The organism is Pyxidicoccus fallax (assembly GCF_012933655.1).
Lineage (GTDB): Bacteria > Myxococcota > Myxococcia > Myxococcales > Myxococcaceae > Myxococcus > Myxococcus fallax.
Genome location: NZ_JABBJJ010000087.1, coordinates 1 through 24,957 on the forward strand (window position 1 = coordinate 1; position 24,957 = coordinate 24,957).

Below are 24,957 nucleotides of genomic sequence, written 5' to 3' on the forward strand. Positions count from 1 at the left end.
ACGTTCAGTTTCGTCGGCAGCGTAAGATGGTTATAAGAGACAGGCCCTCCGAGGCGACGGCCGGGTCCGTCGAGGCACGGGGAGCGCCGTCCGCCGCCGCGAAGGCCCCGGGTGCGCGGCAGCGCCCGCCGATTTCGCCCACCGTCTACAAGGTGCCGCTGGACGGCTCGCTGGCTGCGGGGGCGGAGGACGCGCTCGTCACGCTGGTGGAGTTCTCCGACTACCAGTGCCCCTTCTGCTCGCGCGCGCACGGCACGGTGAAGCAGCTCCAGCAGAAGTACGGGAAGAAGCTGCGCGTGGTGATGAAGCACCACCCACTGGGCAACCACCCGCGCGCCCGGCCCGCTGCGCTGGCGGCGCTGGCGGCCGGCGAGCAGGGGAAGTTCTGGGAGATGCATGACGTGCTCTTCTCCAACGCGCGAGCGCTGGAGGACGCGGACCTGGAGCGCTACGCGCGCGAGCTGGGGCTGGACCTGGAGCGGTGGAAGAAGGACCTCGCGGACCCGCGGCTGGCGGAGCGCGTGCGCAAGGACGAGGCGCTGGCGATGCAGGTGGGGGCCACGGGGACGCCGGCGTTCTTCGTGAACGGGCGGTTCATCAGCGGGGCGCAGCCGCTGGAGGTCTTCACGGGCGTGGTGGACGAGGAGCTGGGCAAGGCGGAGGCGCTGGTGAAGGGCGGCGTGCGTCCGACGGAGGTGTACGCGCGCGTCATCGAGAAGGGCGTGGACCGTCCGCCCTCGCGGCCCGCGCCGCAAGAGGCGCAGGAGCTGCCCGTGCAGAAGGTGGAGGTGGGCAACGCGCCGGCGCGTGGGCCGGCGAACGCGCCGGTGACGGTGGTGGCCTTCTCGGACTTCGAGTGCCCCTTCTGCGCCCGCGCGGTGCCGACGCTGAAGGCGCTGGAGGAGGAGTACAAGGGCAAGCTGCGCGTGGCCTTCAAGCACCAGCCGCTGCCGAACCACCCCAACGCGAAGCTGGCGGCGGCCGCGTCGCTGGCGGCGCACGAGCAGGGGAAGTTCTGGGAGATGCACGACGTGATGTTCTCGAACCAGCGGCAGCTGGACCGCGCGTCGCTGGAGGGCTACGCGAAGCAGCTGGGCCTGAACGAGGCGCGCTTCAAGGCGGCGCTGGACTCCGGGAAGTACGACGCGCAGGTGACGGCGGACGCGAGCGAGGGCGCGCGCGTGGGCGCCTCCGCGACGCCCACGTTCTTCATCAACGGCCGCGCCGTGGTGGGCGCGCTGCCCATCGACCACTTCCGCCGCGTCATCGACGACGAGCTGAAGAAGTCCGGCGTGGCGGCGCGGTAGGGCGCCGCTGACGGGCTCGACGGGCGGAGCACCTGGAGCGGTGCCCCGCCCGCATCTTCAGCGCGCCTAGAGCAGCCCGCGCACCTGCACCTGCGCCTCGCCGCCCTTGGTGCCCACCTGGCCGTAGTAGCTGCCCAGGAAGGAGCCCTTGACCGTATAGGTCCCGGCCGGAACGCGGACGCCATTGTTGTTATTGAGCGACCACGTCCCCTTGAACTGCCAGCTCTCGCCCGGCGCCAGGACCTGCTCCCACGGCGTGGGGTCGAACGTCTTGCCGTTCGACCACGTCCAGACGACGGTGCCCGAGGAGTTGCCGACGCTGAAGTCATGCGTCTGGGCCGAGTTGAACAGCACCGTCACCGGGAAGGTGCCGGTGTTGGTCACCGTCAGCGTGAGCGCGGCGGCGCTGTCGAAGAGCCCGTAGGAGCTCTTGTCCGTGGAGAAGGTGGCCTGGAGGGTGTCGGGCGTCGTCAGGGTGATGGCCGCCTCGCCCTGCTTGGAACCGCTCCGCCCGAGGTAGTTGCCCAGGAAGATGCCGGTGACGGTATAGGCGCCATCGAGCACCGGCCGTCCATCGTCCGCGGAGAAGCTCCAGGTCTCCTGCCACGTCACGGTCGCGCCGGCGGGGATTGTCTGCTGGGACGCGGTGTCGAACGTCCTGCCCGTCGACCAGGTCCAGAGCGCGTTGCCGCTGGCATCACGAGCCGTGAAGTCGTAGCGCTGCCCGTTGGAGAAGCTGAACGTCACCGGCAGCGCGGAGCGGTTGGTGACCTGCAGGGTGAGCAGCACCTGCTCACCGCGGGTGTAGTCGCTCTTGTCCGCGGTGAACTGGACCGTGAGCGGGTCCAGGAACTGTGCCTCGGAGAGCGCGGGGGTCAGGACGGAGAGCAGCGCCAGCATCAGCGCGAAGGACAGCTTGGTTCGCATGGGGGAAGGTCCTGCGGTGGGGGGTTCAATCAGTGGCATCCATCCGCCACTGTCTTCATTTGTCGCGAACCCGTTCCGTTGGATCTCCAAGCTGCGATTCAGCGCCGCCCATTTCTGGGTGCCATTGACCCGGGTGTCCGCCACCCCCGTCGAGCAGTGAATGACAGACACTCATGGTTCAAGGCGAGCCAGAGGACTCCGAGACATCGCCGTGCGCACTCAGAGGCGATGGAACATCACGTGCAGCCCGACGAAGCCGTGCCGCGGGTGATTGAAGGCCTCGGGCACGGTGCCGATGATGCGGAAGCCGAGCGACTGCCACAGCCGCACCGCCGCCGTGTTCGTCTCCACGACCGCGTTGAACTGGATGCCGCGGTAGCCCGCCTCCCGCGCCCAGCCAATGACGTACTCGCCCAGCTTCCGTCCCACGCCGCGCCCCTGGTGGGCCGGGTCGACCATGAAGCTCCCCGTGGCGATGTGCGCGCCACGTCCCGGGCGGTTCGGTCCCATCTTCGCGGAGCCGAGGACGGTGTCGCCCTCCACGCACACCACCGTCCACCCAGGAGGCTGCTCCATCCACCACGGGCGGGCCTCCTCCAGGGAGAGGCTCCCCGGATAGGCATACGTCTCTCCCGCCGCGACGATGGCGGAGAAGAATGGGTAGATGCGGGGCCAGTCCTGTTCGTCGGCAGTCCGGATGAGCATGGTGGGTGACATAGCCCAACGACGTCTCCCGTCGTTCCACCTGACCCGTGAGGATGACAGGACCTGTTCACTCGACAAGGCAGGTCCCTCGCTAGAGCATTGAGCAAGCCCTCCAGGTGGATGACTTCGCGCTGAGCCGTCCGGCTGATTGTTCGCCGTTCCTGAACAGTGCTGCCGCTTCAAGGGCGATGATGTCTCAGGCCAGAAGGCGCATGTTCCCTCCATGCCGGCACTGACGCCGGCGGGGAGAGGAACATGAACGCACAGCCTCAGAAGGTGGCCCTGGTGACGGGCGCGTCCCGCGGCATCGGCGCCGCCATCGCCCGGCGCCTGGCCCGCGACGGCTTCGCCGTCATCGTCAACTACGCCGAGCGCGCCGGGCCGGCCGAAGCCCTCGTCCGCGAAATCGAGCAGGCCGGAGGCCGGGCGTTGGCGGTCCAGGCGGACGTCGCCGACAGCGCTGACGTCCGACGCCTCTTCGACGCGGCGGAGAAGTCCTTCGGCGGCGTGGACGTGCTGGTCAACAACGCCGGCATCATGCGCCTGTCCAGCATCGCCGACACCGATGACGCCAGCTTCGACCGGCACATCGCCGTCAACCTCAAGGGCACGTTCAACGCGCTGCGAGAGGCCTCGCGGCGGCTGCGCCGGGGCGGGCGCATCATCAACTTCTCATCGAGCGTGGTGGGCCTGTTGCAGCCCACCTACGCTGTCTACGCCGCCACCAAGGCGGGCGTGGAGGCCATGACGGGCGTGCTCGCCAAGGAGCTGCGCGGCCGAGACATCACCGTCAACGCGGTCGCCCCCGGGCCCACGGCCACCGACCTGTTCCTCGAGGGCAAGCCCCAGGAAGTGGTCGACCGCATGGCGAAGATGGCGCCCCTGGAGCGCCTGGGCCAGCCCGAGGACATCGCCAACACCGTCGCCTTCCTCGCGGGCCCGGACGCGGGCTGGGTCAACGGCCAGGTCCTGCGCGCCAACGGCGGAATCATCTGACCCGGCCCCACACAGAAAAAATCGTCTCCCGTCCGGGGAAGAAATTCCCCCACCCCCGTTCAAGTGACAGCGCGCGCACTGCCAATCACCTGAATCACTTGAGGGGGACTCTCATGTCCACGCTTCGCATCACCCTTGCGGCCTCCGTGGCCGCTGTTGGATTGAATGGTTGTGTCTACGGCTACGTGAACGACGCCTCGACGGGCAGCGCCATCCAGGACGTGACGGTGACCGTCGCCTCGGGCACCTGCTCCGGCAGCGGCTGCGGCACGCCCAACGAGAAGACAGACAGCTCGGGCCTCTTCGTCTTCGACGCCTACGGCAACCGCAAGGGCGAGGAGAACGTCAAGATCATCATGCCCGCGGCCGGCGAGGAGGCCATCCGGCTCCTCTACACCCGCTCCGGCTACCGCTCCATCAACGTCTACCACAAGCCCAAGTACGAGACGGTGACGCAGGACGGGCAGGACTACAGCGTCTCCAACGTGCAGACCGTCTACCTCTGCGCGCTGAACTCTCCCGACGCCGACACCGATGGCATCTGCGACGCCGCGGAGGCCCAGTACGGCACCAGCCCCACCAACTCGGACACGGACGGTGACAGCCTCAGCGACTTCGCGGAGCTGTTCGGCGTCGGCGGCGTGGACCTGCGCTACTACGGCGCCAACCCGCTGAAGAAGGACGTCTTCGTCGAGCTGGACTACTACCCGAACCTCCGGCCCATGCAGACGGCGCTGGACCGCGTGACGGCCGCCTTCGCCGCCGCGCCGGTGAGCAACCCGAACGGCTCCACGGGCATCTCGCTGCACCTGGTGGTGGACCAGCAGATCGCCGCCGCCGACGCGGACATGGACCTCAACCCGGCATGGACGGACTTCGACGTCATCAAGGCGAAGTACTTCGCCCCGCGCCGCACGCGGCTGTTCCACTACGCGCTCATCGCCAACCAGTACAACAGCGGCGGCTCCAGCGGCCTGTCGCGCGGCATTCCCGCCCATGACTTCATCGTGACGCTGGGCAACTGGTCCACGCCGGGCGGCACCGAGCAGCAGCAGGCCGGCACCATCATGCACGAGCTGGGTCACAACATCGGCCTGATGCACGGTGGCAACGAGAACGCGAACTACAAGGCCAACTACCTCAGCGTCATGAGCTACACGTACCAGCTCCGCGGCCTGTACGTGGAAGGGGTGGACGGCATCCTGGACTACTCGCGCGTTCGCGTGGCCTCCGCCAGCGAGGCGGCCGTCAGCGAGATTTCCGCCTTCGCGCCCGCCGGCACCACCACCGAGGCGGACCTGGCCCGGTACGGCGTGCGCGTCGGCACCGTCCTGCGCTCTGGCAATGCGAGCGCCAACCTGGACTTCAACGGCAACGGCGTCATCCAGGCCGGCAACATCGCCCAGGACCTCAACAACGACGGCGACACCTCGGACATCATCAGCGCGTCGCAGAACGACTGGACGGCGCTCGTCTACCACGGCGCCGGCACCATCGGTGACGTCTACCTGGGCGACACCGCCAGCCTGATGCGGGCGCAGCCGTTCCTCGTCGCGCCGGAGAAGACCGAGCAGTGCCTCACCGAGAACGAGCACAAGCACCCGAGCCCGAAGAAGTAATCCGGGCCCGCTCACGCTGAAGGCAGTACACGCCGCCGGGTTCCTCGTCAGGGGGGCCCGGCGGTGGTGTTTTCAGTTCCCGTCGCTCACGCCCCACTCGTAGTCGAGGTCGCCGATGCGCTCGACGAGCTCGGCGAGCGGCTCTCCGGGAGTGCCGGCCGCGAGGACCCGGTCGAGGTCCTCCGAGCCGGTCTCGAAGGCGGCGAGGCCCGCGTCATCGCCGGCGTGGAACCGCAGACGGTCCACTCCGGCGAGTCGCGCCGAGAGGAGCTGGAGCAGGGTCATCGCGTGGCGATTGCCGCCGAAGGCGCCGCAGCCCCAGAAGCCGGTGTGGATTTCCACGGGCCTGCCGGGCCACAGCTGCCGCGACTCCGTCATGGCGGCGGAGAAGGCGGTGTACGCGGTGGTCAGGACGCGCTCGAGCTGCCAGCGGAAGTACGGCCCGGGTCCGCCCGTGGGAGCCGCCATGGCGATGAGGTTCGTCCGGGTGGGCGGGCGCAGCACCTTCACCGCGGCACGGATGACCGAGGACGAAGCGGCGGCGAAGAGGTTGCCATAGAGCCCTCGGGGTCTGCCGGCGGCGCGGTCCGGGTGGGTGGCGATGGCGCACCGGCGCTCGGCGCCGACGACGAGGATGGGTGTCGGCTCATCGTTGACCTCGGTCTTCGCCGGCAGCCCCTCGTAGAGGAGCGCCTCGCGCAACGAACCGAGCACGGGATGCTCGGCGGCCTGCAGCTCGTCCTGGGCGAGCAGCGCCGAGCCATAGGCGACGAAGAGCTGGGGGTCGGCGAAGTTCACGTGCCACACCCCGGCGTCGTCTCCGCTGTAGTCGTAGAACCCCGGTACCACGAGGACCTCGGTCGGGGAGAGCTGGACGGTCTCCGGCAGAGGCAGGGCTCGCCACCGGGTGAGCTCGACGTTTCCCGCGTGGACGGCGCCGGGCGGGCACGACAGCTCGAACACCAGCCGCTTGTGGGGATGGCGCAGGACCGGCGGGTGCTCGTCGAGCAGGACCGAGGCCTTGTACTCGCGGCGGAGCAGACAGACAGGAGTCGGCGCGCTCATGCCCGAAGAGGATGGTGTCTTAATTACACTATGTCAAGATGGCCCGGGGTTCGGCACGAGCCACACGGTGGGATGCTCAGGCGCGGTGCCGCTCGGCCGCGAGGTAGAAGCCGGAGAGGGAGGAGTCCAGCAGCGCCTGGCGCGAGCGCGTGTAGCGATGGGCCCGCAGGAAGGGCAGCCAGACGCGGTCTCCCACGCGCACCTGTGCCTCCTCCAGCCTCTTGCGCGGTATCCACTGCCCGCCGAGGTGCTTCACCAGCACCTCTCCCAGGTACGCGCCCACCGCTGGCATCAGGTGCTCGTCGACGACTTCCGGCAGGCGGTTCCTCAGGAAGTCCTCGCACCAGAAGTGGGCATCCACGTCCATGAGAGATTGGGGCGAGGCCTCGAAGACGGAGGGCACGTCGGTGTGCAGCAGCGCCACGAGCCCCTCGGCGAGGTCGTTGTACTGCTCGCGCACGAAGTCCACGTCCTTCACGTCCGGCGGCAGGGCCGCGCTCGCGGGGAGCCACTCGTCCGGCTCCGGTGGCCGCCAGGCGTTGAGCTCGGCAATCTTCAGCTGGCGCTCACTGATGAGGACGCGGTCCACGACCCGCGTCAGCAGCGGCTCCAGTTCCGGCGGGAAGCGCGGCTCCACGGGGGCGAGGATGGCGCTGCGCTCGCGCAGGGTGCGCAGCAGGGTGTCGTAGTCGAGGTCCGGGCGCAGGTGGGAGTGCGCGCGGGCCTGGGCCTGGCGGGCCTCATCGCGGGCGAAGTCCGCGGCGATGGGCCACGTCACCAGGAGCACGGCGCCGTTGGGCAGTTCCTCCACCCGGTGCGCAGGCGTGGACAGCACGCGCTCGCGGCCGATGGACGCCACCAACTTGGGACCGAACACGTTGAGCCAGGACACCTCGTAGACCCGGTCGAAGCCGTCGCGAATCGTGGTCTGCGAGTCGCGGCCGAAGTCGGGGGAGCCCGACAACTGGCTCTCCGCCACGCTATGGGCCCATGCATGGGCGACAGGGTAGTGGGCAGCCCATGCACACACCAGGTCCACGAGTTGCTCGCAGTGCCTGACGTCCGCGAAGACGGAGATCGGCTTGATGGAACCACCGAAATACAATCGGGAGGGGGCGGGTGGCGGAATCCAAAGACTGAACATCGTGCTCAGCCCTGGCCACTCCTTGCGGTACAGCCCGAGGGACGTGCTGCGGTCACCACGTTCTTCCTCCAAGCCCTTGAAGAATGCAGCTCGGGAGTACTTGCGCACTCTCTTGCCTTGAACGACCTGCGGCATCCAGGCGTCGGCATACGTCTCAAGCGCATGGAGGAAGGGCTCCAACTCACGTTCCAGGGGAGCCTCTGGGTCGAAGTCGGCTTCGAAGGAGAAGTAGAGGCAATCCTCCGGCTTCATGTCAAAGATACTGAGCCACTTCATCGGACCAGCACCTCCACTCCCTGCACTTCGCGCCTGACTACATTCAAGGCCTCGTTCCAAACCGCTGAACCAGGCCGGAGGTCGCCGCCCTCGTAGACGAGGCGGACCCGTTGGACCTGGACCTGCACCATGTCACCCTCCGGGTTGAGCGAGCGTCGACGGATGTTCAGAGTCTGGCCGTAATAATTCAAGGCGGCGCTCGCGTCCGAAACCACTTGCGACGCCATGGAACCTGGCTCCAGGCGGTGCAGGTCCCGACTCTTGAAACTGAAGGTCTCCACCAGCGGCGGTTGCCCCGCGGGCGGCCTCTCCTCAATGACGAGCACGTCCGTGTACCGCAGCCCCGTCTTCGGCTTCCACACGCCCACATGCGTTTCAATGCGCGGCACTTCGAAGTCCGTCAGCCACCGGCGCTGTGCCCGGGGCAATACCGCGTCGGCGCGGAGCTGGTCCACCATGGCCCGCTCGAAGTCCAACCCCCGGGCAAACAGCCCGCGCATCTCCCGGTACCCCTCCCACCGCAGCGGCCCCTTTGTGGCCTGGCCCTGCTCCACCTCCGCCAACCTCCGCGCCCGGTACGTCACATACTCCCCCCACAGCGCGGAGCCCTCACGCACTCCCGGCGGCGGCGCGTCGAGCGCGGGGGACTGACGCTTCAGCAGCGCCACGTCCGCCGGCAGCCGCGCGCCCGGTGCCTCCCATTCCGCACGCCGCAGCTTTGTTTCCACCGCCTCTCGCGTGTAGCCCGCTGCTTCGCTTACCTGCGCCGCGAGGCCGGGGCCCTTCCCCGCACCGCCTCGCGACAGCGTGGGCCCCGCGCGCTGGCTCTTCGCCTCGGACAACCACGCCTGTGCCTTCCCCGCGTTGCCTCGCGTCTCGTGCAGCGCCACGGCCCCGGCCTCGCCCCACTCCGCCACCACCAGCGCCCCATCCCGGCTCGCCTGGAGGTGCCGGGCCAGTTCCCCTATGGAGCCACGGCCCAGCCGCGCCTCCAGCCGAGCCACGACTCCCTTCAGTGCCTCCAGACGCGGAGCCAATGAAGGAAGCCGAGTGCCCTCCCTCCCTGCGATGGAACCCTCGCGCACGTAACGCGCGCCCCGGCCGCCCGCGTACAGCCCCACCAGCAGGGCCGCGGGTGCCAGCTCCCGAGTGGCCTGCTCGTACTCACCCGCCGTCAGCGAGCCCACGCCCTGAAGCGTTCCGGCCAGCAGGTGGTAGCACCCCAGCGGCACGCCGAACGTCAGCGAATCGAAGCTCCCCAGCGCCGCGCTTCCCGTCGAGAAGCGCTCCGCCACCAGCGCCCGCTCCACCTCGTGCAGCGCTTCCCGGTAGGCGGGCGGCAGCTGCATACGCTTCGCGTGGAAGTCCGTATAGCGGCCCTCGGCCAGCACCGGCACGGTGGCGAGCGCGTCCCGCCCGGCACGGCCCAGGCCTCGAAGTACGTCTCCAGCCCGCGCGTCCCGCTCCGGAATGTCCGCCAGCTTCAGGCCCCGCGCCTCCAATTCCTCGCGTACGGTGGCCATGCGCCCCAGCGTCTCGCCCAGCTGCTTCCGCCGGGCCAGCAGCCGCACCACCTCGCGCACCTCGTCGTCATAGGCGGAGTGGAGGATGAAGAGGGCGAACACCTCCGCGAAGGGGACGCCGTACTTCTCAGTGGCCGCCACGATGAAAGCGGCGCGCTTGCGGCCGAGCACCTCGGACGACTTCGCGTCCAGCGGGCCCAGCGCTCCCAGCTTCACGGCGTCCCAGTCCGAGAGGGACTCCACCAGCCGAGGCATGTCCACGGTGCGCTGCAACGCCACGAAGTCCGCTGGCGAGGCGCACGTCAGGAAAGGCGCCAGCACCTCCTCGCTGGAGCCCAGATGTGGCCAGCCGGAAGGGACGCCTCCACCACACGCGGATTTCCCGCCAACTCCCCGGGTGGAAGACGCGTACGAGCCCGAACCTCCGTTTCCCAGGTCCCACCCGCCGGCCGTCAGCGACAGTGGCGCGCCAGGCGTCAGGGCACCGTGAGACGCGGTGGCGCAGCCCATGGACAACACGGCGACGGCCAACAGCAGGCACGCCCAACCGTGAAGGCGCGGAGGCACCTCCTCACGGGAAGAAAGCCGGACACCGCCGGGGTACGGCATGAGGAGTCTCCGTCCTGGAGCGTGAGTGCCGCGCGAAAGCCTGAAACGCTACTTGCGCGCCAGCCCAGAAAGGAATGACTCCACCCGTCAGAGTGCCGTGGGGCGGTGATGCCGACCTCCGGCCACGGCTATCCGGTGGCCGCTGTCGTCGAGGCACCGCGCGAGAGCGGTGTGAGGTAGCGCGGCTCGGCCGGGAGCACTCCGCCCGCACCCTCCATCTTCTTGCCCGCCAGCTTCATCACCACGCCCAGGAGGGTGAACATCACGTGGAGCACGCCGAGAGGCTTGAGCACCATCTGCCCCGCGCGGGTCTGCCCGGCCTGGATGCGGTCGATCTCCGGCTGGCGCTCGTCCTGAATCCGCTGGAAGAGCGCCTCGTCCAGCGGACGCCCTGCCCGAAGCGCATCCAACAGGTGGTTGGCGGCCACGAAGGTGTCGCGGATGGCGAGGTTCAGCCCCTGCCCACCCGACGGCGACATGGTGTGCGCGGCGTCTCCCAGGAAGAGGACACCGGGCGCGTGCCAGCGGCTCACACGGTCGACGAGGATTTTCAGCACCTGCCACTCGGTGTGCTCGTCGAGCTTGCGCTCCACGTGGGGCCGCAGCGCCTCCGGCAACGTGGGCAGCAGCCGCTTGCGCAGCTCCGGGAGGTCCTTGCGCAGCCGGTTGAGGTCCCCCGGCTCGCTGTATGCCACGTGCAGCCGGTGCCCCGGGCTGGGCTGGAAGACAACGACGAGCCCCTTGCCAAACATGTGGACATCGAGCGACTCGGGGAGCACCTGGGGCGCGTCGGAGAGGTCGAAGCGGAGCCAGAGCGCGTCGGCGGTCGACTCGAACTCCTGGGTCTCCAGCCCGCATGACTTGCGCAGGTGGCTGTTGCGTCCGTTGCAGACGATGAAGAGGTCCCCGTCGGCGCGGCCCTCCACTCCGTTGCACCGCGTCTTCACCGCGACGACACGCCCGTCCTCGCGGATGGCATCCAGCACGGTGGTCCCGAAGTCGAGCTGGTAGTGGGGATGGCGGCTGCACAGCTCGTGCAGCAGCGCGAGCAGTCCGGGCTGCGACACCACCGCGCCACGCTCCCGGGGACCGGGCACGCGGACAACACGGTGCTTGCCCACGAACATGCGACGCTCGATGTCCGGGAGCGCCAGCCCCCGCTCCAGCAACATCGAGAAGAGCCCCGCGCGCTCGAATGCCTCGACGACCGAAGCCTGCAGGAGTTCACCGCGGAACTCGCGCGTGAAGTCCGGGTGGCGCTCCAGGACGCGGACCGGAACGCCATTCGAGACGAGCTGCCAGGCGAGGACCATTCCAGCGGGTCCACCGCCAACGATGACGACGTGGGGGGCCTTCATGGAGCGACTTCTACCGGACCAACGCGCCCGCGCAATCACCCCTGCCCGCACTTCACTCCATGTCGCCTACCGCCCGTACCCCCCGCTCTTCACATCGATGAGCTTGCCGTTCTCGAACACCACCACCTGCATCAGGCGGTTGGGGCCGAAGTTGTACGTCCACTCCTCGAAGGTCTTCTGCACCACCCGCTTCGTCGAGGTGTCGCCGTCCCGCATCTTCGTCTCTTCCGACTCCGAGCGGCTCTCCTTCGCGATGGGCTCACCGCACTTCGCGATGACGTCCGACTTCGACGCCCCGTCCGACACCAGCGCGGAGCCACACCGCAGCGAAGCCGCCTGCACCGCTCCGGGAACCCACATCAGCGCCACGGCCACTGCCAGCATGAGCGAACGCATCATCGAATCTCCTCCGTCCGGGGCTCGACGCGGACGCCCCGCGGATATTCACGCGTACGGGTTGTAGAACTTCGCGAACGTCGCCCGGGCGAAGTCGCCGAAGGTCATCCCCGGCTGGAACGCCCCCACCCGCTGCTCCTTCGGGTCCGTCCCCTGCGGTGCCCGCATCGGCGCGTCGTTGTCCGGCTGCATGAACACCGCGAACGTCGAGCGCGAGATGTTCCGGCTCGCCGGATACGCCAGCGCCTGCACCGCGTGCGGCGTCGCCCTCAAGAGCCCACCCGTGAGAATCTGCGAGCTCTCGCCAATCTGGAACGCCAGGCAGTCCTTCGGGATGACCACCTTGCGCTCCTCGCCGTTCCGGGTGCGCACGTACAGCCCCGCCTCCGGGTCCGGCAGCGCGATGTCCGAGCGCGCAGGCTCGGGCGCGCCCGGCGCCGCCTCGAAGTACATCGCCGGGCACAGCGCCGTCAGCGAGCCGTGGTCGCTGTGCCAGCCACACCACGAATCCCGCGTGCGCGGCGTCGCGTCCTCGTTGATGGCGAAGTAGTAGAGCAGCCGCGCCTTGCACGCGCGCGACTCGCGAATCGTCCTCGCCAGCTCCGCGTCCCGCGTCAGCCGGTCTCCCAGCCGCGAGCGCACGTACCGGTCACACTGCTCCGCCACCAGCACGCCCACGTCCACCATCCGCTGTCCCAGCGACATGAACGCGGGGCGCAGCTCCGGGAAGTCCGCGTCCGGCCACACGTTCGGGTGGTAGTTCTCCGGGTACTTCTCCACCAGCGCCGGGTCCGCCTGCGGCACGTCGTACTGCGGGTTGTTGTAGTACGAGCCCTTGAACTCATCGAACTGCCCGGGCTTCAGCAGCTCCTTGCCGTGGCTCCACCCGAACGAGTAGCTGCTGCGCGCGTGGACGTAGCGGTCCTTCACCTCGTTGGGCAGCGCCGCGAAGCGGAAGCCGAGCGGCAACAGGCCGCTGCGCAGCTCCGCCAGCCCCGGGATGCCACGCACCACCAGCAGGCCGATACCGTCGGGGCCGTACGCGCGCTCGATGGCGGCCGACAGGTCCACGCCCGCCGCCAGCTTCGCGTAGTCCAGCACCACCACTCCGTCCTTCGTCTCCACCGCGTCGCTGCTCATCCCGAATGCCTCTGTCTCCGCACGGCGCCACACCCTCGGGCGCGCACGGGGTGGGCTTCCGGCCCCCCGTGACGATGGAGACGGCGCACATACTGCCCGGTTTCCGAGTGTGCCCGCCACCCAGTCTTCCATCCGGAAGCGGGAAGGCCCCTGCCTCCCCGCCTGCTCCTGGAAGTCGCGGCGTGCGGGCACGGTGCCTCAACCGCCCGAGTCCTCCTTCGCCGTGTAGCGGCACTCCGCGGAGCGCTCGTAGAGGAGGACCTCGTTGTCCGGCCGGCAGTTGTAACAGGGAGAATGGCGCCAGCGCATCCGCAGCGCCTCGCGCGGAGACCTGCCCTCGACGGGGGATATCTCCTCGACGAAGTCATCATGACGGTCGCCAATCTCGGCCACCTCGGAGAGCCCACCGCAAGCGAAGTCGAGCAGCTTGTGAGTGGTGCTTCCGTTGTCGTGCCACTCGGCGCGATAGACCAGGCGCACGAAGCGCGCACTGGCGACCTCGACGATGCTGACCTCGTGCCAGGAGGTGTGGCGCCCCAGCGGCAGGTTGCATCCCGTGGCCTCGAAGCGCTCGTGCGCGAGCACGGTGTCGCCGGCCTGCACCGCCACGTCGAAGATGTCGCAGCCGCCCTTGGGCCGCGTCTTGCGAATCACCCACGTCAGGGTCGGCCGCGCCGTGTCGAGGGGCGCCTTCTTCACGACGCGAAAAGACGACGGGTCGAAGTTCCCGAGCTCCGCCGGCTGGAGGCGCGGGCAGTCCTTCAGCTGCTCCTCGGGCACCTGGACCTCGCGAAGGTAGACACCGTCGAGGGAGAGAAAGCCGAGCACATCCCGGGCCTCCTCGGCCGCGCGCTTCGACGCGCACGCACCCGCGACGGCGATGAAGAAGCCGGGGTTGAGCCCCTTGACCGAAGCGGACTCGACGACGCGCGGATAACCGGCGGCAAGCGCGAGCTCCTTCGGCGTCCGGGCGTTCTTCACGACCGCCTCCGCATCCGCGGGCGCCTTGCCGCCGCCGAGGATGACCAGATAGCCGCGCTGGAGCGGCTTCGCGGGCTCGGCGCCCGCGCCAGTGGCCCACACCGAGCTGACGACCATGAAGACAGGCAACAGCGCGCGCATGAGCGCCCCGGCCTTCCAAGCGTGAATCATGTGTTTCATCGACCGCCAGCTTGTCATGGCGCCACACGGGTTTGCTCGGACCCTCCAGGCGGAAACGCTCCGCGCCAGGGTAGACGCACACGCTCGGCGAAACCGGCCACGTCGCGACGGCGGGCAGCCAGGAAATGCTCCCACGCGCGTATCCCTCTCACAGGAGAACGCTCGAATGACGAAGCAGCTCTATACGGGAGAGGTCCGCACGGTGGGCGAGAGCATGGCCCGCAGCACCACCGAGGCCGGTGCCTTCAAGATCTTCATGGACGAGCCCCCCGAGCTGGGTGGCCGCAACGGCGCGCCGAGCCCGCTCGACTTCATCCTCGCCGCGCACGCGGGATGCCTGAACTACATGACCTTCTTCATCGCGAAGGAGCTGGGCATCCCCGTCACCAGCACCGAAATCAGCGTGCGCGGCTCGTTGGACCCCGCGAAGTTCGCCGGCACCGACCGGAGCGTGCGCGCCGGCTACCAGTCGCTCGAGGTCACCATCCTCATCAAGAGCCCCGCCAACGCCGACCAGATCGCGAAGCTCAAGAGCGAGGTCGAGGCCCGCTGCCCCGTCAGCGACAACCTCGCCCACCCCACGCCCGTCCACATCACCATGCGGACCGTGGCCTGACCTGCGTCAGGGCACCGACGCTCGCGGAGCCCCCGCGGGCACCACGCGCGGCACGAGGAACAAGAGCCGCCCCTTCTGCTTCATCATCCCCGCGGCCAGCTCCGCGTCGGGACCGGGGCCCCAGTAGACATCCACCCGGCCCGCGCCCCGGATGGCGCCGCCCGTGTCCTGGTTGAGCACGAAGCGCGACAGCGGCCTCCACTGCACCGTCCCGTCCGTCAGCCGCACGGGGCGCTCGGTGTGGATGAAGGCCAGCCCGCCCTTCGGAAACAGCCGCGCGTCCGTGGCGATGGAGCGCCCCGGCGTCACCGGCCGCCCCAGCGAGCCCTCCGCTCCACCGCTCAGGAAACGGAAGAACACGTAGGACTCGTTGTAGTCGAGCACCCGGTTGCACTGCGCCGGGTTCGTCGCCAGCCAGGCGCGCAGCGCCTGCATCGACATCTGCTCCTTGGGAATCGCGCTCTCCTGGATGAGCAACGTGCCGATGCTCCGGTAGGGCCGGCCATTCGACGCCGCGTAGCCGATGCGGCGCTGGCTCCCATCCGGCAACCGCAGCGTGCCGCTGCCCTGCACCTCCGTGAAGAAGAGCGCCACCGGGTCCTTCGCCCACGCCAGCTCCAGGCCCTGGCCCTGCAGCCGTCCCCCGCGAATCTCACCGCGCGTCCAGTAGGGCACCACCTTCCGCCCGTCGAGCCGCCCGAAGATGCGCTCCGCCTTGAAGCGCTCCGCGAACGGCTCCAGCGGCACCTCGATGAGGTCCTTCGGAAGCCCGTGGATGGGCACCGTGTACTCGCCCGTCCGCGTGAGGCTCGCCTCCAGCATGGGCTCGTAGTAGCCGGTGAAGAGCACCTGGCCGTCCTCGCCTCCGGCGGCCTCCAGCGGCTCGAAGTCCACCAGCACCTGCGCGGTGAGCTCCTCGGGGGACATGCCGTCGCGGATGCGCGAGTGCAGGCGCTCCAGCGCGGTGCGCAGCTCGAAGGCGGTCACCTGCCGTGGCCCATAGACGAAGCGCTCGTCCACGGGCCGCCTGCCCAGCCACACGAGGCTCTCGGCGATGGCGGCCCGCAGCGCGGCGGGCTCGCCGTCGTCCCGCAGCGGCAGGTCGCGGGAGACTTCCACCAGCGCGTCCTCGGGCTTCGTGACAGGCGCCCGGGTGGGACGCGGACAGGCCGAGAGGAAGAGCGTGCAGGCTGCGAGCAGGAGGACTCGGACGTGCGGCGTGGACATGAGGCTCCCGTACCTACCGCACCTGCCACGCCGGTGCCCATATGGGAGAGCCGTTCCCACCCGCCATGGAATGACAGGCGAAAATTGATCAAAATCGCGAGGTCGAGCGACCAATGCCACGCGTGCGGGCCGTACCTCTATCCAGGACGGCCACCCACCGGTTCCCCCCAACGATGACGCGCCTCGGTCCCCTCTGCATCACCCTCCTCCTCGGCACCGCTCCGGCGCTCGCCACTTCCCAGACAGGCGCCGAAAAGGGAGAGCCCGCGGCCGTGCCGCTCGCGCCTCCCGCCTCTCAATCAGAGGCCGGGAAAGGCCAGCCCACCGCGGCACCGCTCGCGCCTCCCACCTCCCCGTCCGGAACCGAGGCGGGCCAGCCCTCGGCGCCGCTTTCGCCTCCGTCGCTGCGTGAGGACTCCCCGGCGCACCTTCCCGAGGGCTTCGCCCTCACCGAGCCCGTGGTCGTCGAGCTGGAGCTGACGGTGAGCGAGGCCGGCGAAGTCACCGACGCGCGCCTCGTGGGCGACGCCCCGCCCGAACTCGCCGCCGCCGCGCTGCACGCCGCCACCCGCCTCCTCTTCCACCCCGCCACCTCCGGCGGTGCGCCCGTCGCGGTGCGCCTGCCCTTCTCCTATCGCTTCGAGCCCCCGGCACAGGGCCCCCGCGCGCTGCTCACCGGCCGCGTGCGGCAGAAGGGCACGCGCAAGCCGCTCGCTGGCGCCACCGTGCGCGCGAACGAGGTCACCACCGAGACGGACGCGCAGGGCCTCTTCCGCCTGGAGCTGCCCCCTGGCACCTTCATGCTGAAGGTCTCCGCCCCCGGCCACCGGCTGCTCGTGCTGAACGAGACGCTGGAGGAGCGCCAGCACCTGGACGTGCTCTACTCGCTGGAGCCGCTCTCGGTGAACCCCTATGAGACGGTGGTCCGCGCGGACCGGCCCCGTACCGAGGTCTCCCGCGTCACCCTCCACGACCAGGAGCTGCGCGAGGTGCCCGGCACCATGGGCGACCCGTTCCGCGTCGTCATGCTCATGCCCGGCGTGACGACGCTCGCCTCCGGACTCTCGTACCCGGTGGTGCGCGGCGTGCAGCCCTCCGCGAGCGCCTTCTACGTGGACGGCGTGCGCGTGCCCTTCCTCTACCACCTCATGGTGGGCGGCGCCGTCGTCCACCCGGACCTCATCGACACGCTCGACTTCCAGGTGGGCGTGCCCTCCGCGCGCTACGGCAGCCTCCTGGGAGGCGCGGTGGATGCCCATGTCAGCCGCCCGCGCGAGAAGAGCCTGCGCGGCAGCGCCTACGCCGACCTCATCAACAGCGGCGTCTTCATCGAGGTGCCCTTCGAGGAGACGGGCACCACCGTCACCGCCGCCGCCCGCGTCAGCTACACCGGCCTCATCGTCACCCGCATCGCCAACAGCCTCACCGGCCCCGAGTCCTATTCGGTCGGTGGAAAGACGTACACGGACCCGGGTGAGCCCAAGCTGTATGCCGACTACTGGGACTACCAGGCCCGGGTGGAGCAGCGCGTGGGCGAGGGACGGCTGCGGCTGCTCGCGCTCGGCACGTCGGACGCGGTGGGCATGACGGCGCGCATCCCCGAGCAGGACTCCGGCGGCGTGGGACTGCTCTTCCACCGCGTGGACCTGCGCGGCCGCCATCCCTTCGCCGGCGGCGAGGCGGAGCTGGGGCTGACGCTCGGGTATGACCGGCTGGGCATCAACTTCTCCCAAGGCGCCGACAACCCGGGCAGCTACGAGCTGCGGCAGGGCAGCGTGGCGCTGCGCGCGGGCTACACGCGCGAGCTGTCCCCGGCGCTCGCCCTGGAGCTCTTCGGTCAGCTGGAGCGCAGGAACGCGGACCTCGTGGCCACCGGCCTCTTCCGCCCCGTCGGCCCCATCGACGGAAGGGACGCCTACAACCGCTCGGGCATCCTGGCCACCTTCGCGGGCGTGGGCGCGCAGCTCACGGTGAAGCCTGGCGCGCGCTGGACGCTGGTGCCGGGCGTGCGGCTGGACAGCTATCACGGCTTCGGGCTCGACACGCACGTGGCCGTGGAGCCCCGGCTCGCGGTGCGCCACGCGCTCACGGACGCGCTCACCCTCAAGGCCGGCGCGGGCCTCTATCACCAGCCCGCCACCGTGCTGCTGCCCGTGCCCGCCGGCGAGATGCTCGCGCTGGAGCGCGGCCTGCAGCGCGCGGTGCAGCTCTCCACGGGCGCGGAGTGGCGGCCGTCTCCGGAGATGGAGCTGTCCGCGGAGGCCTACTTCAACCCGCTGGTGCGCACGCTGGAGTTCAACTTCGAGGACGTGGTGAGCAACGTGCGCCGCCGCGGGCTGGAGGCCGCGGACGTCCAGGGCCGCGGCTACACCTACGGCCTGGAGCTGATGGCGCGCCGGCCGCTCGGGCGCCGCTGGTTCGGCTGGGTCACCTATGGCTTCAACCAGAGCCGCCGCTTCGAGCGCTACTCGCGGCTGGGCCCCCAGGGCGAGGAGCTCGGGCAGGCGGAGGGCTACCTGCCCTACGTCTTCGAGCAGGCGCACTCGGTGAACGCCGCGCTCAGCTACCGCTTCGACTTCGTCACCCTCGGCGCGGTGGCGCACTTCAACACCGGCCGGCCGGAGAGCGGACAGTTCGGCTACCGCACCCGGCGCGAGGGCACCAACGCGGACGGCGAGGCGGAGTGGATGCCCGTGGACCGCGGCTCGGTGGACCGGCTGCCGCCCTTCTTCCGGCTCGACGTGCGCGCCTCGCACAGCTGGGTGTTCGAGAACTTCGTGCTCGACGCCTACCTGGACGTCTTCAACGTCACGGCGCGCAGCGAGGTGCTGGCTTTCGAGTACGGCTACGGGGCGCCCCCGGGGCAGCCCGTGCGGCCGAAGAAGACGAAGGTTGGCTTCCCGGTGATTCTGCCCACCCTCGGTGCGAAGGGAACCTTCTGACCATGCGCCCCCTCACGCTCCTCCTCCCGTGTCTCGCCCTGAGCGGCTGCATGCTGGAGCCCGATGACCCCGTCTACCTCTCCGGCACCGTGCTGGAGGCGGATGGGACGCCGTGGCGTGGCGGCCCGCTCACGCTGATGCGGCCGCGCAAGGTCAACATCCGCCTCAACGAGTACCGCGCCGAGGTCTGGGACACCCGCTACGAGCCCTGGGCCGAGGTGACGCCCGGCGCGGACGGCCTCTTCCTCCATGCGCTCCAAGCGCGTGACACGGGTGCCGACGAATTGGAGCGCCCCCACCCCTGGACGGACCTCACCTCGTTCCAGCTCCACCTGCCTCCTCGGGAGGACGGCGGCCGGGACTTCCTCTGGTTCCAGGCGAAGTTCGACGCGGACCTGCCGCCGCTGCGCCCCTGGGCCAGCAGCCTCCGCGCCGAGGCAGCGGAGGGTGGGGTGCGGCTGTCGTGGGATGCCGTGCAGCCCACGGCGGACATCCCGGAGCCGAAGTACTTCATGCTGCTCCAGGGGGAGCAGGGCATCGCCTGGGTCGCCGAGACGCGAAGCGGTGAGCCCTGGGTGGGCCCGGAGCTGCTGGAGGACTTCACCGACGGCCGGGCGCGCGTGCAGGCCGTCGCCCGGGGTGACCGCACCTGGGTCCAGCAGACGATGCTCTACAACGCGGTGTCCGAGTCGCCGCCCCTGCCCCTGCCCTTCGCGGGCGAGGTTCCCGCCAGCCGGGGCGCACCGTGCTCCGTGATGGGAGACGCTCCCCTCCAGCCCTGTCCCTTCACGGACGGCAAGCTCGCGACGCTCAGGGTGCCCTATTCCGGAAACCGGCTTGCCCAGGAGGTCACCGTCCTCCTGCCAGAGCCCGTGCGCCCCCGGCGGGTCGTCGTCCGGGGACTGCTGGGTGCCGGCCCCACGGAAGTGGTACACGCGGAGGGCTCGATGGACGGCGTGACATGGCTGCCGCTGGGAGAGAGCCCGCCCCTGCCGGACCTCTACTCGATTCCGTACACGGACGACCCGGCCACCGTGTTCGACACCGAGCGCTTCGTCGACGTGTTGGTGCCGGAGGAGGCCCCTGCCGTGAGGCAGGTGCGTGTGTGGGCAACCGCGACCTTCAGCGAGGCGCCGCCTCCCGGAACGCAACCCCGGGCCAGCATCTCGCAGCTGCGCGAGGTGTCCGTCTTCGCCGCGCCTGACGCGGACTGAACCTTCCCGAGTCATCGGAAAAGGCATTTGCCTCGGCCCGCGGTGCATCTCCCCGTTGGCTGGCCCGCACCCGCACCGACACGGGACTCCGCGCGGCGACACCGCGTCCCTACGCTGCGCGTGGGATTGGCGTGCGGCGCACGCATGGGAGGCGGAAGATGATGCAGGAGCGGAGCGGTGAGGAGACGCGCGGCGAGGACGTGCGGGTAACACCCCAGGGCATCGCGGACACGGTGGCGTCTGGACGCGGCGGCACTCCGGTGGGCGGGCGCCGGGGGCTCAGCCGCGCGGAGGTGACGCAGCGGAGTGGCTCGCCGCGCGCGGCGGGTGCCGGCTCGAAGCAGCCCACGAAGCGCAAGTCCGTGAAGCAGAAGGCGAAGCGGGCCGCGGCCGCCGCCAGCATGGGCACCCGTGCCCGCACGGCGACGACGCGTACCACGGGTACCACCGGCACCCGCGCGGCCACGAAGCGCACCACGGGGACCGGAACCCGCGCGACGGCGACGCGCACCACGGGCACCAAGGCGGTGAAGAAGGCCAGCGGAGGCGTCGCCGCGCGCAAGGCGGCCGCGACGAAGAACACCGCCGCCAAGCGCGCCTCCAAGTCGGGGGCCACGCGCCGCCGCGTCCACCAGCGGCACTGAGCGCGCGGGCAGCAGGGGCCGGACATGACGGCGGCCTCCACGCGCCAGGCGCACGTGCAACGCAAGGGGCCACCACGGACGGCGGCCTCCACGCGCCAGACGCTCGTGCAACGCGAGGGGCCACCACGGACGGCGGCCTCCCACGCGCCGGGCGTCTTCAGATGAAGTAGTCGGGGAGCAGCTCCGCTCCGGGCACCATCTGGTACTTCGCGAAGTCCGTCACGCCCTCGGCGCGGAGCACGTCCTCGTCGATGCAGAAGTTGCCGGTGAACTGGCGGCTGGGCTTCGTGAGGATGGCGTAGGCCGCGTCCGCCATGATTTCCGGCGTGCGGCAACCGCGGATGGTCTCATCCCCGCCCAGCAGGTTCTGCACGGCGGCGGTGGCGATGACGGTGCGCGGCCAGATGGCGTTGACCGCGATGCCGTCCGACTTGAGCTCCTCGGCCATACCGAGCACGCACATGCTCATGCCGAACTTGGCCATGGTGTACGCGACGTGGGGCGCGAACCAGCGCGCCTCCATGTTCAGCGGCGGCGAGTTGTTGAGGATATGCGGGTTGCTGGACTTCTTGAGGTACGGGATGCACGCCTGCGAGCATGCGAAGGTCCCGCGCGTGTTGATGCCGTGCATCAGGTCGAAGCGCTTCATCGGCGTCTCGACGGTGCCGGTGAGGCTGATGGCGCTGGCGTTGTTCACCAGGATGTCGATGCCGCCGAAGGTCTCCACCGCCTTCGCCACCGCGGCGGCAATCTGGTTCTCGTCGCGGATGTCCACCATGCACGGCAGCGCCCTGCCGCCGGCCTTCTCGATTTCCTCCGCGGCCGTGTAGATGGTGCCGGGGAGCTTGGGGTGCGGCTCCGTCGTCTTCGCGGCGATGACGATGTTCGCACCGTCCCGAGCGGCCCGGAGTGCGATGGCCTTGCCGATGCCACGGCTGGCACCGGTGATGAAGAGCGTCTTTCCCTTGAGCGTAGGCATGAGGGTTTCCTAGCGCCGAGGCCGCCACCAGGTCCAGTCCCGGGCGCGCTCACCGCCGCTTCGTGTACTCCAGCTCCTCCACCAGCAGCTCCGACACCTTGCGCACGCGGGGGATGTCCAGCGCCGACTTCGCGCACACCAGGTGCACCTGGCCCGTCGCGTACGGCCCCAGGTCGATGTCCAGCGGCACCAGCCCGCGGTCCTGGCTGAAGCGGTGCCTGACGTCGGCCAGCACCATCGCGCCAACGCCCGCCTGGGCCGCCGCCACCATCACCAGGAAGTTGTCCGTCGTGAAGACGGGCTTGAAGTCCGGGATGAGCGACTCGAGCTGCGGGTTGGGTGTCACCGCCTCGAACGGAGGCGACCACGCCACCCAGGGAAGCTGCTGGAGCGTCGGCTTCCTGGGCAGCTTCGCCTTGAGCGCCTTGGAGACGAACACGGCGTTGCGGGTCTCCAGCGTGTAGACGAGCTTCAGGTCCGCGTTCGTCGGCGGACGGGTGCGCAGGGCGAGGTCCGCCTCTCCGCGCGCCAGGTCGAGGTACTGGACCGTGGACAGCACCTCCAGCCGCAGGCCCGGGTGCTTGCGCGACACGTGGCCCGCGAAGGGCGCGAGGACGTCGAAGCACGTGTACGGGCTCCCCGTCACGCGCACCAGCCCGCGCGGCGAGTTGTCCGCCGACTCCGCCGCGCGGTGCAGCTCGCCCGCCCACTCCGCCATCTTCTTCGCCGGCGGCACCAGCCGCTCTCCCGCCGCCGTCAGCGCCGCGCCGTCCGCGCTCCGGCGGAACAGCGTGGCCCCCACCGCGTACTCCAGCGCCGCCAGCCGCCGGCTCACCGTGGGCTGGCCGATGCGCAGCCGCCGCGCCGCCCCGCTGAAGCTGCCCGTCTCCGCGATGGCCAGGAACAGCCGCGCGTCATCCCAGGAGATATCCATTTTCGCATGACCCCATGGCGGAATCGCTGTTTCCCATCCATTCTGGCATCGCTATCTCTCGCGTGTCTCGACGTCCTTCACGGAGCACGCCTCATGCGCCCCAAGCTCATCGCCCTCTGCCTCGCCGTCGTCCTCACCGGCTCCCTCGCCGTCGCCGGGGTCGTCGGCTTCGCCACCAGCACCCACGCCACCCAGAAGTCCTCGCTCGGCGTGGCGCGTCCGACGGCGGACCTGGTCGCCCTGCTGAAGCAGCCCGGCCCGGTGGAATTGGAGACGGTCAACTCGGCCGATTGGGCGGTGGAGCGCGGCGGGCTCATCAACCTGGACCACCCCACCGCGAAGACGGCGGGACTGACGAACGAGGACGAGCCCATCCAGGTCTACTTCCACGCCCTGCGCCACCCGACGCAGGGCCTCTTCATCGTCGACACCGGCGTGGAGACGGCGCTGCGGGACGCTCCGGAGAAGTCCGCCATGAGCGGGCTGGTCCGCGGCGCCATGCACATGGAGAAGATGAAGTTCCACGCGCCGCTCGGCGAGTGGCTGGCGAAGCAGCGCCAGCCCCTGAAGGGCGTCTTCCTCACGCATCTGCACCTGGACCACATCACCGGCATGGCCGACGTGCCGGCGAGCACGCCCGTGTACACCGGCCCCGGCGAGGCCTCCGCCCGCCAGTTCTTGAACGCCGCCGTGCAGGGCAGCACCGACCGGGCGCTCGCGGGCAAGCCGGCCCTGTCCGAGTGGAGTTATGCCTCCGAGACGGGCGGCCTCTTCGACGGCGCGGTGGACATCTTCGGCGACGGCTCGGTGTGGGCGCTCTGGGTGCCGGGCCACACGCCGGGTAGCACCGCGTATCTCGTGCGCACGACGAAGGGCCCGGTGCTCCTCCTGGGTGACGCCAGCCACACGCGCTGGGGCTGGGAGCACGACGTGGAGCCCGGCACCTTCACCTCCGATGGTCCCCGCAGCGTGGAGAGCTTCAAGAAGCTGCGTGCGTTCGCCGCGGCGCACCCCACGGTGGAGGTCCGGCTGGGGCACCAGCACTGACGAGCAGCGAAACACACCGAGCCGGCGTGCGAGCGATGGCCCGGCACGGACGCCGGGTGCGCGTCCGAAGTAAGGGCCCTGCCCATGCCATGACGCGCCGCGCTTGCGACGGCGGGGGATTTGGCGCAATCAGGGGCCGACCGTGATTGTCCGCCCCCGCCCCAGTCCCCTCAAGCTGCTGTTCGTCGTGCGCGGCACCATCCTGCCGCGCGTGCTGCCCCACGTGCTGGCCATCGCGGCGCTCTCGTGTCTCGTCGTCGTCGCGCTCCAGCTGGGGCACCTGCGGCTGCCGGTCACCTCGCCCGCGCCGCTGTCGCTGCTGGGCATCGCGCTCTCCATCTTCCTCGGCTTCCGGAACAACGCCTGTTACGACCGCTGGTGGGAGGCCCGGAAGCAGTGGGGCGCGCTGCTCATCGAGCTGCGCGAGTTCTCCCACGAGGCCATCGCCCTGCTGGATGACGGCCTCGCCGAGCTGCCCGTCGTGGGTCGGCAGGCGGCACGGCGGCTCGTCCACCGGAACATCGCCTTCGCGCACGCCCTCGCCGCGCACCTGCGAGGCCATGATGCCCGGGAGGACATCTCCCGCCTCATCCCGGAGCCGGAGGGCTCGCGCGTGCTCTCCAGCGGAAACCGTCCGAGCGCCCTCTTGCGCGAGCACACCCGCGAGCTGGCCGCGCTGCGGCTGGACGGCCGGCTCTCCGACATCACCTGGGGCGCGCTGAACGAGCGGGTGCACGCGCTGATGGGCGTGCTCTGCGCCTGCGAGCGCATCCGCTTCACCCCGCTGCCCTTCACGTACACGGTGCTGCTGCACCGCACCGCGTACCTCTTCTGCCTGCTGCTCCCCTTCGGTCTCGCCGAGTCCCTGGGCTGGTTCACGCCCGTGCTCGCCGCGATGATTGCCTATACCTTCTTCGGGCTGGACCGGCTGAGCGACGAGCTGGAGGAGCCCTTCGGGGACGCCCCCAACGATTTGCCCCTGCTCGCGCTCGCGCGCACGGCGGAAATCAACCTGCTGGAGGCGCTGGGCGAGCCCCAGCCCGAGCCGCTGCGCCCCCGGGACTTCATCCTGCCGTAGGTGCCGCGCCCTTCCCTCCCCGGGTACACTTTCCCCTCAAGGGGGAACGC

21 protein-coding genes are annotated in these 24,957 nt (G+C 70.0%); 9 read left to right on the plus strand and 12 right to left on the minus strand.

Annotated features, from left to right (window positions below; genetic code table 11):
* Window positions 1-26 precede the first annotated feature (26 nt).
* Window positions 27-1,307, plus strand: coding sequence for a DsbA family protein (locus HG543_RS19670; RefSeq protein WP_169346344.1), 1,281 nt, complete (start codon window positions 27-29; stop codon window positions 1,305-1,307).
* 66 nt (window positions 1,308-1,373) lie between these two features.
* Here HG543_RS19670 and HG543_RS19675 read toward each other — a convergent pair whose 3' ends face one another.
* On the minus strand, window positions 1,374-2,234 hold the full coding sequence (locus tag HG543_RS19675) for a BsuPI-related putative proteinase inhibitor (RefSeq protein ID WP_169346345.1): 861 nt from the start codon (window positions 2,232-2,234) through the stop codon (window positions 1,374-1,376).
* Between the two features lie 219 nt (window positions 2,235-2,453).
* Window positions 2,454-2,939, minus strand: a complete 486-nt coding sequence (locus HG543_RS19680; RefSeq protein WP_169346346.1) for a GNAT family N-acetyltransferase — start codon at window positions 2,937-2,939, stop codon at window positions 2,454-2,456.
* A 255-nt stretch (window positions 2,940-3,194) separates the two neighbouring features.
* Between HG543_RS19680 and HG543_RS19685 the strand changes: the two genes are divergently transcribed.
* Both HG543_RS19685 and HG543_RS19690 read left to right on the plus strand, forming a co-directional pair.
* Window positions 3,195-3,935: an SDR family oxidoreductase gene (locus HG543_RS19685; RefSeq protein ID WP_169346347.1), complete on the plus strand. Its 741-nt coding sequence runs from the start codon at window positions 3,195-3,197 to the stop codon at window positions 3,933-3,935.
* Between the two features lie 113 nt (window positions 3,936-4,048).
* Complete coding sequence (locus tag HG543_RS19690) at window positions 4,049-5,554, plus strand: zinc metalloprotease (RefSeq protein WP_169346348.1); 1,506 nt, start codon at window positions 4,049-4,051, stop codon at window positions 5,552-5,554.
* Window positions 5,555-5,626: 72 nt separating this feature from the next.
* On the opposite strand, the gene HG543_RS19695 is transcribed toward HG543_RS19690, so the two are convergent.
* The 7 genes from HG543_RS19695 to HG543_RS19725 form a co-directional block, all read right to left on the minus strand.
* Window positions 5,627-6,619 (minus strand): hypothetical protein, encoded by a 993-nt coding sequence (locus tag HG543_RS19695; protein ID WP_169346349.1) that lies wholly within the window; start codon window positions 6,617-6,619, stop codon window positions 5,627-5,629.
* A 76-nt stretch (window positions 6,620-6,695) separates the two neighbouring features.
* Window positions 6,696-8,039 (minus strand): hypothetical protein, encoded by a 1,344-nt coding sequence (locus HG543_RS19700; protein ID WP_169346350.1) that lies wholly within the window; start codon window positions 8,037-8,039, stop codon window positions 6,696-6,698.
* Window positions 8,036-9,883 carry a hypothetical protein gene (locus tag HG543_RS19705; protein WP_169346351.1) on the minus strand — a complete coding sequence of 616 codons (1,848 nt, stop codon included), beginning with the start codon at window positions 9,881-9,883 and terminating at the stop codon, window positions 8,036-8,038. The genes HG543_RS19700 and HG543_RS19705 overlap by 4 nt, the downstream gene beginning before the upstream one ends.
* 416 nt (window positions 9,884-10,299) lie before the next feature.
* On the minus strand, window positions 10,300-11,529 hold the full coding sequence (locus HG543_RS19710) for an FAD-dependent monooxygenase (RefSeq protein WP_169346352.1): 1,230 nt from the start codon (window positions 11,527-11,529) through the stop codon (window positions 10,300-10,302).
* A 66-nt stretch (window positions 11,530-11,595) separates the two neighbouring features.
* Window positions 11,596-11,925, minus strand: a complete 330-nt coding sequence (locus HG543_RS19715; protein ID WP_169346376.1) for a DUF2845 domain-containing protein — start codon at window positions 11,923-11,925, stop codon at window positions 11,596-11,598.
* Window positions 11,926-11,973: 48 nt separating this feature from the next.
* Window positions 11,974-13,065, minus strand: a complete 1,092-nt coding sequence (locus tag HG543_RS19720) for an isopenicillin N synthase family oxygenase (RefSeq protein ID WP_171817883.1) — start codon at window positions 13,063-13,065, stop codon at window positions 11,974-11,976.
* A gap of 198 nt (window positions 13,066-13,263) precedes the next feature.
* Window positions 13,264-14,217, minus strand: a complete 954-nt coding sequence (locus HG543_RS19725) for a hypothetical protein (RefSeq protein WP_169346353.1) — start codon at window positions 14,215-14,217, stop codon at window positions 13,264-13,266.
* Window positions 14,218-14,392: 175 nt separating this feature from the next.
* Between HG543_RS19725 and HG543_RS19730 the strand changes: the two genes are divergently transcribed.
* A complete protein-coding gene (locus tag HG543_RS19730) occupies window positions 14,393-14,842 on the plus strand; it encodes an OsmC family protein (RefSeq protein ID WP_169346354.1) in 450 nt (149 codons plus the stop codon).
* A 6-nt stretch (window positions 14,843-14,848) separates the two neighbouring features.
* On the opposite strand, the gene mltA is transcribed toward HG543_RS19730, so the two are convergent.
* Window positions 14,849-16,069, minus strand: a complete 1,221-nt coding sequence (gene mltA / locus HG543_RS19735; RefSeq protein ID WP_169346355.1) for a murein transglycosylase A — start codon at window positions 16,067-16,069, stop codon at window positions 14,849-14,851.
* A gap of 173 nt (window positions 16,070-16,242) precedes the next feature.
* On the opposite strand from mltA, the gene HG543_RS19740 reads away from it, so the two are divergent.
* The 3 genes from HG543_RS19740 to HG543_RS19750 all read left to right on the plus strand — a co-directional run bounded on the left by HG543_RS19740 (window position 16,243) and on the right by HG543_RS19750 (window position 20,869).
* Window positions 16,243-19,011: a TonB-dependent receptor gene (locus HG543_RS19740; RefSeq protein ID WP_169346356.1), complete on the plus strand. Its 2,769-nt coding sequence runs from the start codon at window positions 16,243-16,245 to the stop codon at window positions 19,009-19,011.
* A 2-nt stretch (window positions 19,012-19,013) separates the two neighbouring features.
* Window positions 19,014-20,225: a hypothetical protein gene (locus tag HG543_RS19745; RefSeq protein ID WP_169346357.1), complete on the plus strand. Its 1,212-nt coding sequence runs from the start codon at window positions 19,014-19,016 to the stop codon at window positions 20,223-20,225.
* A 158-nt stretch (window positions 20,226-20,383) separates the two neighbouring features.
* Window positions 20,384-20,869 carry a hypothetical protein gene (locus tag HG543_RS19750; RefSeq protein ID WP_169346358.1) on the plus strand — a complete coding sequence of 162 codons (486 nt, stop codon included), beginning with the start codon at window positions 20,384-20,386 and terminating at the stop codon, window positions 20,867-20,869.
* A 157-nt stretch (window positions 20,870-21,026) separates the two neighbouring features.
* Here HG543_RS19750 and HG543_RS19755 read toward each other — a convergent pair whose 3' ends face one another.
* Complete coding sequence (locus HG543_RS19755; RefSeq protein ID WP_169346359.1) at window positions 21,027-21,848, minus strand: SDR family oxidoreductase; 822 nt, start codon at window positions 21,846-21,848, stop codon at window positions 21,027-21,029.
* 49 nt (window positions 21,849-21,897) lie between these two features.
* On the minus strand, window positions 21,898-22,782 hold the full coding sequence (locus HG543_RS19760; RefSeq protein WP_169346360.1) for a LysR family transcriptional regulator: 885 nt from the start codon (window positions 22,780-22,782) through the stop codon (window positions 21,898-21,900).
* A gap of 93 nt (window positions 22,783-22,875) precedes the next feature.
* Between HG543_RS19760 and HG543_RS19765 the strand changes: the two genes are divergently transcribed.
* The gene (locus HG543_RS19765) at window positions 22,876-23,829 is read left to right on the plus strand and encodes an MBL fold metallo-hydrolase (protein WP_169346361.1); all 954 of its coding nucleotides are present in this window, start codon (window positions 22,876-22,878) and stop codon (window positions 23,827-23,829) included.
* 142 nt (window positions 23,830-23,971) lie between these two features.
* Complete coding sequence (locus HG543_RS19770) at window positions 23,972-24,907, plus strand: bestrophin family protein (RefSeq protein ID WP_169346362.1); 936 nt, start codon at window positions 23,972-23,974, stop codon at window positions 24,905-24,907.
* Window positions 24,908-24,957: the final 50 nt, after the last annotated feature.

Coding starts and splice junctions, on each gene's coding strand:
- HG543_RS19690 (WP_169346348.1), top strand. CDS start 4,049: ATGTCCACGCTTCGCATCACCCTTGCGGCCTCCGTGGCCGCTGTTGGA.
- HG543_RS19730 (WP_169346354.1), top strand. CDS start 14,393: ATGACGAAGCAGCTCTATACGGGAGAGGTCCGCACGGTGGGCGAGAGC.
- HG543_RS19675 (WP_169346345.1), bottom strand. CDS start 2,234: ATGCGAACCAAGCTGTCCTTCGCGCTGATGCTGGCGCTGCTCTCCGTC.
- HG543_RS19695 (WP_169346349.1), bottom strand. CDS start 6,619: ATGAGCGCGCCGACTCCTGTCTGTCTGCTCCGCCGCGAGTACAAGGCC.
- HG543_RS19750 (WP_169346358.1), top strand. CDS start 20,384: ATGATGCAGGAGCGGAGCGGTGAGGAGACGCGCGGCGAGGACGTGCGG.
- HG543_RS19680 (WP_169346346.1), bottom strand. CDS start 2,939: ATGCTCATCCGGACTGCCGACGAACAGGACTGGCCCCGCATCTACCCA.
- mltA (WP_169346355.1), bottom strand. CDS start 16,069: ATGTCCACGCCGCACGTCCGAGTCCTCCTGCTCGCAGCCTGCACGCTC.
- HG543_RS19700 (WP_169346350.1), bottom strand. CDS start 8,039: ATGAAGTGGCTCAGTATCTTTGACATGAAGCCGGAGGATTGCCTCTAC.
- HG543_RS19715 (WP_169346376.1), bottom strand. CDS start 11,925: ATGCGTTCGCTCATGCTGGCAGTGGCCGTGGCGCTGATGTGGGTTCCC.
- HG543_RS19685 (WP_169346347.1), top strand. CDS start 3,195: ATGAACGCACAGCCTCAGAAGGTGGCCCTGGTGACGGGCGCGTCCCGC.
- HG543_RS19765 (WP_169346361.1), top strand. CDS start 22,876: ATGCGCCCCAAGCTCATCGCCCTCTGCCTCGCCGTCGTCCTCACCGGC.
- HG543_RS19740 (WP_169346356.1), top strand. CDS start 16,243: ATGACGCGCCTCGGTCCCCTCTGCATCACCCTCCTCCTCGGCACCGCT.
- HG543_RS19670 (WP_169346344.1), top strand. CDS start 27: ATGGTTATAAGAGACAGGCCCTCCGAGGCGACGGCCGGGTCCGTCGAG.
- HG543_RS19745 (WP_169346357.1), top strand. CDS start 19,014: ATGCGCCCCCTCACGCTCCTCCTCCCGTGTCTCGCCCTGAGCGGCTGC.
- HG543_RS19710 (WP_169346352.1), bottom strand. CDS start 11,529: ATGAAGGCCCCCCACGTCGTCATCGTTGGCGGTGGACCCGCTGGAATG.
- HG543_RS19755 (WP_169346359.1), bottom strand. CDS start 21,848: ATGCCTACGCTCAAGGGAAAGACGCTCTTCATCACCGGTGCCAGCCGT.
- HG543_RS19760 (WP_169346360.1), bottom strand. CDS start 22,782: ATGGATATCTCCTGGGATGACGCGCGGCTGTTCCTGGCCATCGCGGAG.
- HG543_RS19725 (WP_169346353.1), bottom strand. CDS start 14,217: ATGATTCACGCTTGGAAGGCCGGGGCGCTCATGCGCGCGCTGTTGCCT.
- HG543_RS19720 (WP_171817883.1), bottom strand. CDS start 13,065: ATGAGCAGCGACGCGGTGGAGACGAAGGACGGAGTGGTGGTGCTGGAC.